The following is a 6,435-nucleotide window of genomic DNA, read 5'->3' as shown; positions in this document are numbered from 1 at the left end:
GGGCCAGTACGCGTGGACGGCGGTCTCGGGCCGTTCGGTGATCCGCAAGGCGGAGGGCAGCGGTCACTACATCTACGTCGACCGCAAGGACATCGCCGTGAAGTCCATCGAGCGGGTCGCGGCGCAGGCGCGCCGCTGACGACGGGGGCGGCCCGCACTCACGGGAGTGAGTGCGGGCCGCGCACGCGTGGGCGGTCAGTGGCGGGAGGCGTACGGCACGAAAGCCGCCCAGGTGGTGGGGGCGAGGGCGAGCCGGGGGCCGGCGGGGTTCTTGGAGTCGCGGATGAGGATGCGTTCCATGCTGGGGGCGACTTCGACGCAGTCGGGTCCCTCGTCCGTGCTGTAGCTGCTCTTTATCCACTCCGGATCGTGTTCATCTCTGGGGGCGGGGGTGAAGGTCATGTTTCCTCCAGCACTTTCTCGATGAAGGTCAGCGACTCGCGCGGCGTGAGCGCCTGCGCACGGATGTTGCCATAGCGGATTTCCAGCAACTGAACCTGTTTCGGCTCTGCGATCACTCGGCTGATGTGCTGGACCTCCGCGTGCCCCACCGTGGAGCCGTCGTTCAACCTGAGGAGCCGGAAGGAGCCCGCCAGACCCGAGTTCTCCTCCCGATCCAGGGGGAGGACCTGTAGGTCGACGTTGCGGAACTGGGCCACCTCCAGCAGGTGTTCGAGTTGGTTGCGCAGGACCAGTTTGCCGCCAATGGGACGCCGCAGCGTCGATTCGCATTGGACGAAGTTGAAGACAGGCCGCCCGGCTGTGCCGCCGCTGATGATCGTTTGACGGGCGAGCCGCGCGGCTGCTCGCTCCTCCATCTCGTCCTCGGTGAACGCAGGGCGGCGCACGCCGAAGACGGCCCTGGCGTACTCCTCCGTCTGCAACAACCCATGCACGACGGAGTTGTTGTAGGCACACAGCTCGACGGCCTCGGCCTCCAACTTTTTGAGATCCCGCACCTTCTTCGGATAACGCGCCTCCGCAACGTCACCCTTCATCGCGGAGATCTTGCCCTCCGCCCTCAGAACCTCGTCCGCCGCGTCCAGGTACTCGGGGCGGGGGATGCGCCGTCCCCGCTCCACGGACGAGACCAATTCCTGCCCGTACCCGATCGCCGTGCCGAACTCCGCCTGGGTCATCCCCGCGGCCTCGCGCCACAACTTCAGCTGCCGGATGACCGCCCGCATGACGGCCCCGGACTCCTCGTCCTCGGCCTCCGCGTTCCAGTCGTTCATGTGCCTCTCCCCACCGCCCCTCCGACGAACCTCCGTGTCCAACTCCGGCCGTACGCGGACCGTCACCACGGACGGGCCGGACGGAAACCGGCCGGGGCCCGGACGGTCCCGCTCCGCCCGGACACCAACTCTTCACACACTAGACACGAATGAACACTCTGAGTGACATGAGCGAAGAAATCACCCGAACCGGCAATTCCGCCACGGCGGGGCCGACAGGTCCCCGTTTCTCCGTCCCGCTGTCGGCGACGCGGCGCGGCGCGCGTCTGGCGAGGCTGCTGGCGGCGGAGCAGTTCGCGGAGTGGGACGTGCCGCCCGAGCCGGCGCGACTGATCGTGGCGGAGCTGGCGGCGAACGCGGCGCTGCACGGCAGGGTGCCGGGCCGCAGCTTCCGCCTCACGCTGACGCTGGCCACACCGTGGACGCTGCGCATCGAGCTGACGGATACAAGGGGCGACCGCATGCCGGAGCTGGGACGCAAGGGCGACGAGCCGCCGGGCGGGTCGGGGTACGGGCTGGTGCTGGTGGAGGAGTTGGCGACGAGGTGGGGAGTCAGGGTCGGCCCACCGCCGTCGAAGACGGTGTGGGCGGAGCTGGACCTCGCGTACGGGACCGCTCCGCCCCGTGGTCCACGGGGCGGACGGACGCAGGGGTAGGGGCCGGGTGTCCGAGGGTCAACGCGCGTGTCCTCGTGGGCAGTTCTGCCCGTCGGGTCTGGCTGGCGCCCGCACCGGCGAGAAACGATCCCCGTCAGACGCCGGCCGGTGGTCGGTCGCCCTCCTGCCCCACAAGGAGAAGAGCCATGGAGAACACCCTGGAGAACGCGGCCCTGGCCGCACTGTCGTCCGCGGCGGTGATGGCGTCCTTCACCGTCGGAGCGACGGACGCGTCCGCGACGACCGAGGTGCCGCGCGGCCCGCAGATCCTGCGGATGGCCCAGGAGGCGCCCGACCCCGCCATGAGGGGCCCGATCCAGCCAACTCGCCTCAGTAGCAGGCATTTACACACGTCAAAAGACTCGCCCGGCTCCTAGGATCGTCGCGTACGACTTTCCGGAGGGGCCGAGTGACAACCACAACCGCAGATACGAGTCAGCTCACCCTCGCGCTGGTCGCGGGTTATGCCGGGTCGGGCAAGTCGGAGGCCGGGAAGCTGCTGGCGGCGGCGACGGGCTGGGCGATGCTCGACAAGGACACGCTCAGTCGCCCCCTCACGGAACGCCTCCTCCAGGCCATGGGGGGCGATCCCGACGACCGGCACAGTCCGGCGTACCTCGAACACGTCAGGCCACTGGAATACGAATGCCTGATGAAAGCCGCCTGGGAGAACCTCGAGTGCGGCACCTCCGTGGTCCTGGTCGCCCCGTTCCTCGCCGAGGCAGCCGACACCCAGTGGACCGGCCGGGCGGCGAGGCGGTGCCGTCGGCTCGGCGCACGGTTCGAGGCGCTGTGGGTGGACAGTGACGTGGAGTCCATGCGCGAGCACCTGATCTCGCGCAACGCCTCCCGGGACACCTGGAAGCTCGCCCACTGGACGTCGTACGTGGACGGCATCGACCTCGCTCTGCGGCCGGTGGTCCCGCACCACGTGATCGACAACCGCCTCACCGCCTCGCGGCCGCTGGCCGAGCAGATGGAAACCGTGGCGCAGAAGCTGCTGGAGGGGCCATGACCGCCGTCGCCCTGTACGGCCCGCCCGCGGCCGGCAAGGACACCGTCACAGCGGCGCTGTCCGCCGCCGATCCCCGGTTCGAGCTGCTCACCAAACTCAAGCAGGGGACGGGCCGGTCGGCCGGGTACCGGTTCGTCACCGAAAATGAGCTGAACGATCTGCGCGCGCAGGACCGTGTCGTGGTGGAGACCCGTCGCTACGGCAATGTCTACGCCGTCGACCGTCACTCCCTCGAAGAGCCTCAGACCCGCGGAAAGGTGCCGGTGGTGCACATCGGGAATGTCGCCGATCTGCGCACCCTGTTGGCCGGTACGAAGACGGAATGGCTGCGCGTGCTGCTCTGGGTGCCGCGGGAGGTGTGCGGGGCCCGGTCCAGACAGCGCGACGACGCCGACACCCCCAAGCGGCTGCGGGCCTGGGACGAGACCGCGCGGGACATCCTCGACTCCGACCTTCATGACCTCTTCGACGTGGTGGTGCGCACCGACGAGGTGCGACCCGAGGAGGCGGCCAGGACGATCGTCGCCGCACTGGACAGTCCGAGCCCGATCCGTGCCCGTCGGCCCGGAGAGCTGCGGGCAGCCGTGGACCTCGTCACCTGACGGATCCGCCGCTCGGCAGGTGCGGCCGCCCCGGGCAGGCCACGGCGGCACCGTCGTCAGGGACGAACCGTCATCACAAGCAGCAGGGGGGATGCTGTGGGAGCCGTACGCACACTCGAGGAACTGGCGAGGATCGGCAGCCAGCGCACCGTCGCCGATCGCAGTGTCCACCTGCGGCAGGAGGAGGTGGAGGGGGACCTCCTCCTGGACGTCGTCTCCGCCGCCCGGGTCACTCTCGAGCGCGTCAGCATCGACGGAACCCTGACCGTTCGCTCCTGCCACATCGACGAACTCGTCATCGACCATGTGGAGGCGGACGCCGTCCTCGTGGCGAACTCGCGGATCGGACGCCTGACCGTGCGCAACGCCGCCGTGGGATGCGAGGTGATCATCACGGACACCTCGCTCGTCTCCCTCGCGCTCCACTCCTGCGGTTCCACCCGGCTGGAACGGCTGCGCATCGAGGAGCTGCTCCAGCTCAACGCGTTGCGCGGAGACGTGCACCTCACCCATACCCGGCTGTCGGCCATGGCGGTGAAGAGCCAGGTCACCGGGGGACGCCTCGGCCGTCCACGCATGGTCGCCCGCGGGCTGCGGGCGCGCGAGGACATCACCTTCGACGACCTCTGGCTGTCCGCCCTCGACCTGCGGGACGTGGAGGCCCAGGAGCTGAACCTGCAACGGGTGCGTCTGGACGAGCCCATGCGGGCCGTCGAACTCCGGTGCAGCGAGACTCTGCGTGTCAACGGGCTGGTGATTCCCGGCGGAGAGCACAGCACGATCACCGACAGCACCGTACGAGGGCCCGTGGAGGTACGGGACCTCGAGGTGGGCGGCGGCGATCGTGGCCGGCCGGGCGTGGCGGCCCGCCTTTCCCTGGACAACAGCACGGTCGTCCGGTTGACCGCCACCTCGCGAGAGTCCACGGTGATCAGCCTGCGGGGGACCTCGGTCACCGACACCCTCGGACTGCCTGGCGGCGGCTCGCGCTACAGCCTCGACGCGGCGTGCAGCGTCGGTGACATGGAACTCGCCGGGGAGGTCTTCCGGGACGGGCACCAGATCGTCTCCTTCCTGGAGCGCTCCTTCACAGAGGTGACCGGCACGGCACTGGAGTCGGTCCGCTCGGCCCTGGCCAAACGGAACCGGAACCGCGAGGTGGACCATCTGTACTACCTGACCCGTCAACGCGAGGCTGCCGGGCTGCCGTTGCTGCGGCGCGGAATCTCCCGCGGAATCGTCGGAGGCGTGCTCGGCTGGGGCGTGCGCGCCCGCAACCCCGCACGGTTCCTCGTGGCGGGCGTTCTCCTCACGGCCGTCGCACTCCATCTGGCGGGCCCGCTGCGCGGTGCCGGGCAGGGCGTGACGAACTTGACGGCCGCGGGGAAGTCCCTGCTCCTGGCCCTCGCCCTGTGGCTGAACGTCGGCACCGGTCTGCCGTCGGAGCTCAAGTCGGGGCAGTGGACGGCACTGGCCGTCGCGTTCACCTCGGCGGGCCTGCTGTTCACCACCCTCATCGTGGGCATCGTCATCCGCAAACTGGTCCGCTGAGGGGGCTCGTTGGCCGGGTGACAGGCTGGGGCCATGGAAGAGAACACTGCGCCCCCGGTCACGTACGGGCTGCGGCACCGGACGTTCCTGGTCACCGGTGGCAGCCGGGGCCTCGGATTCGCCGTCGCGCGCCTCCTGGCGGCGGAAGGCGCCTCGGTCGCCCTCTGCGGGCGGGACACCGGCCGGCTCGCGCGTGCGGCGGCCGAGCTGGAGCGGGAGGGCGGGACACGGGTGATCACCGGCGCCGTGGACGTCCTCGCGCCGGACGAACTGGAGGACTTCACGGACGAGGCCGGGCGGGAGTTCGGCGGGCTCGACGGTCTGGTCGCCAATGTCGGCGGGAAGCGGGGCGGGGGCCTCCTCGACTCCACCCGCGAGGACTGGCAGACGACCTGGGAGCTGAACGGCGGTCATGCGGTGCGGGCCGTGCGGGCGGGGCTGTCCCATCTCCGCGCGGGCAGCTCCGTCGTCCTGGTCTCTTCCATCTCCGGCTGGAAGCCGCGGTTCCCGGCGCAGTACGGGGCCGCGAAGTCCGCCGAGATCTATCTGGCGGGCGCGCTGTGCCAGGAGTTGGCCCCCCGCCGGGTCCGGGTCAACACCGTGAGCCCCGGCTCCATCCTCCTGCCCGGGAAGAGCTGGGACCGACTGCGATTGCGGGACCCGGAGGCCTACGCCGCCTATGCGGCCCGCAACCCGAGCGGGCGGCTGCTGGACGCGGAGGAAGTCGCCCGGGTGATCGCCTTCCTGCTCTCCCCGGCCTCCGCTGCCGTGAACGGCGCCCACATCCCGGTGGACGGCGGCCAGCCCCAGGCAGGCCTCGGTCCCACGCCGGGCCCGCGTTCCGCGTGACGGGCGAGGCAGCGGTGCCGGGCGGAATCGCGGGCTGAGGTCCTGGCCCGCGTCGCGAACGACGCGGCAGACGGAACTGCCCCCGGTGCCGTAGGCGGTTCTGGACCTGGGGGTGGAGTCGCGGGGGGTGGCTTCCCCCTGGAGAGCTACGGGAGATGCCCACGGTGGGGTGACGACTTCGGGGCGCGGAATTCATAGCGTTGAGTCATGGCCGCAGGGACTGGGCCGAGGGCCTGGTGAACGGGTCCGCCGTTCGCTGACCGCTTCCTTGTCCATCTGGAGGACTCCCATGAACCGCATGCTCAAGGCCGCCGCTGTCGCCTCGCTGTGCTGCGCCGTCGCTGGTACCGGGTACGCAGGGGTGGCGCAGGCCAAGGGGAACGGTGGGACGGCGTACCAGAGCACCGCGTGGGTGACGCACACGAACTCCTTCGTCGGGGAGAAGAAGATCAACGTCGAGGGTCATTCGGTGAATGTGTCGTGTGAGGGTCGGCAGTCGCGGCGGGGTCCGGTGGTGGTGCTGGTGG

Annotated in this window: 8 protein-coding genes and 1 pseudogene; 7 read left to right on the top strand and 2 right to left on the bottom strand. The window is 70.1% G+C overall.

The genetic code is table 11. From position 1 onward, the window contains the following. Positions 1–195 precede the first annotated feature (195 nt). Both IO29_RS30920 and IO29_RS30915 read right to left on the bottom strand, forming a co-directional pair. The gene (locus IO29_RS30920) at positions 196–402 is read right to left on the bottom strand and encodes a DUF397 domain-containing protein (RefSeq protein WP_030383462.1); all 207 of its coding nucleotides are present in this window, start codon (positions 400–402) and stop codon (positions 196–198) included. Continuing rightward, entirely contained in the window at positions 399–1,235 is an 837-nt protein-coding gene (locus IO29_RS30915; protein WP_030383461.1) for a helix-turn-helix domain-containing protein, read from the bottom strand. Before IO29_RS30915 ends, IO29_RS30920 begins: the two co-directional genes overlap by 4 nt. Positions 1,236–1,402: 167 nt before the next feature. On the opposite strand from IO29_RS30915, the gene IO29_RS30910 reads away from it, so the two are divergent. The 7 genes and pseudogenes from IO29_RS30910 to IO29_RS30880 form a co-directional block, all read left to right on the top strand. After that, entirely contained in the window at positions 1,403–1,891 is a 489-nt protein-coding gene (locus IO29_RS30910) for an ATP-binding protein (protein WP_030383460.1), read from the top strand. 146 nt (positions 1,892–2,037) lie between these two features. Continuing rightward, on the top strand, positions 2,038–2,268 hold the full coding sequence (locus IO29_RS30905; RefSeq protein WP_030383459.1) for a hypothetical protein: 231 nt from the start codon (positions 2,038–2,040) through the stop codon (positions 2,266–2,268). A gap of 32 nt (positions 2,269–2,300) precedes the next feature. Continuing rightward, complete coding sequence (locus IO29_RS30900; protein ID WP_030383458.1) at positions 2,301–2,906, top strand: P-loop nucleotide/nucleoside kinase family protein; 606 nt, start codon at positions 2,301–2,303, stop codon at positions 2,904–2,906. After that, positions 2,903–3,508, top strand: a complete 606-nt coding sequence (locus IO29_RS30895; RefSeq protein WP_030383457.1) for a nucleoside/nucleotide kinase family protein — start codon at positions 2,903–2,905, stop codon at positions 3,506–3,508. Before IO29_RS30900 ends, IO29_RS30895 begins: the two co-directional genes overlap by 4 nt. Before the next feature lie 96 nt (positions 3,509–3,604). Further along, positions 3,605–5,059 carry a hypothetical protein gene (locus IO29_RS30890; RefSeq protein WP_030383456.1) on the top strand — a complete coding sequence of 485 codons (1,455 nt, stop codon included), beginning with the start codon at positions 3,605–3,607 and terminating at the stop codon, positions 5,057–5,059. A 33-nt stretch (positions 5,060–5,092) separates the two neighbouring features. Then, positions 5,093–5,908, top strand: coding sequence for an SDR family NAD(P)-dependent oxidoreductase (locus IO29_RS30885; protein WP_030383455.1), 816 nt, complete (start codon positions 5,093–5,095; stop codon positions 5,906–5,908). Between the two features lie 289 nt (positions 5,909–6,197). Next, positions 6,198–6,435 (top strand): annotated as a pseudogene (locus tag IO29_RS30880) (hypothetical protein); the annotation flags it as partial.

This window comes from Streptomyces sp. NRRL F-6676 (assembly GCF_000725625.1).
Taxonomy (GTDB): Bacteria; Actinomycetota; Actinomycetes; order Streptomycetales; family Streptomycetaceae; genus Streptomyces.
This window is presented reverse-complemented; position numbering and strand designations above follow the sequence as displayed.

What these genes read in the sequence shown, in the direction of transcription:
- IO29_RS30895 (WP_030383457.1), top strand. Translation starts at nt 2,903, where the DNA reads ATGACCGCCGTCGCCCTGTACGGCCCGCCCGCGGCCGGCAAGGACACC.
- IO29_RS30915 (WP_030383461.1), bottom strand. Translation starts at nt 1,235, where the DNA reads ATGAACGACTGGAACGCGGAGGCCGAGGACGAGGAGTCCGGGGCCGTC.
- IO29_RS30885 (WP_030383455.1), top strand. Translation starts at nt 5,093, where the DNA reads ATGGAAGAGAACACTGCGCCCCCGGTCACGTACGGGCTGCGGCACCGG.
- IO29_RS30905 (WP_030383459.1), top strand. Translation starts at nt 2,038, where the DNA reads ATGGAGAACACCCTGGAGAACGCGGCCCTGGCCGCACTGTCGTCCGCG.
- IO29_RS30910 (WP_030383460.1), top strand. Translation starts at nt 1,403, where the DNA reads ATGAGCGAAGAAATCACCCGAACCGGCAATTCCGCCACGGCGGGGCCG.
- IO29_RS30920 (WP_030383462.1), bottom strand. Translation starts at nt 402, where the DNA reads ATGACCTTCACCCCCGCCCCCAGAGATGAACACGATCCGGAGTGGATA.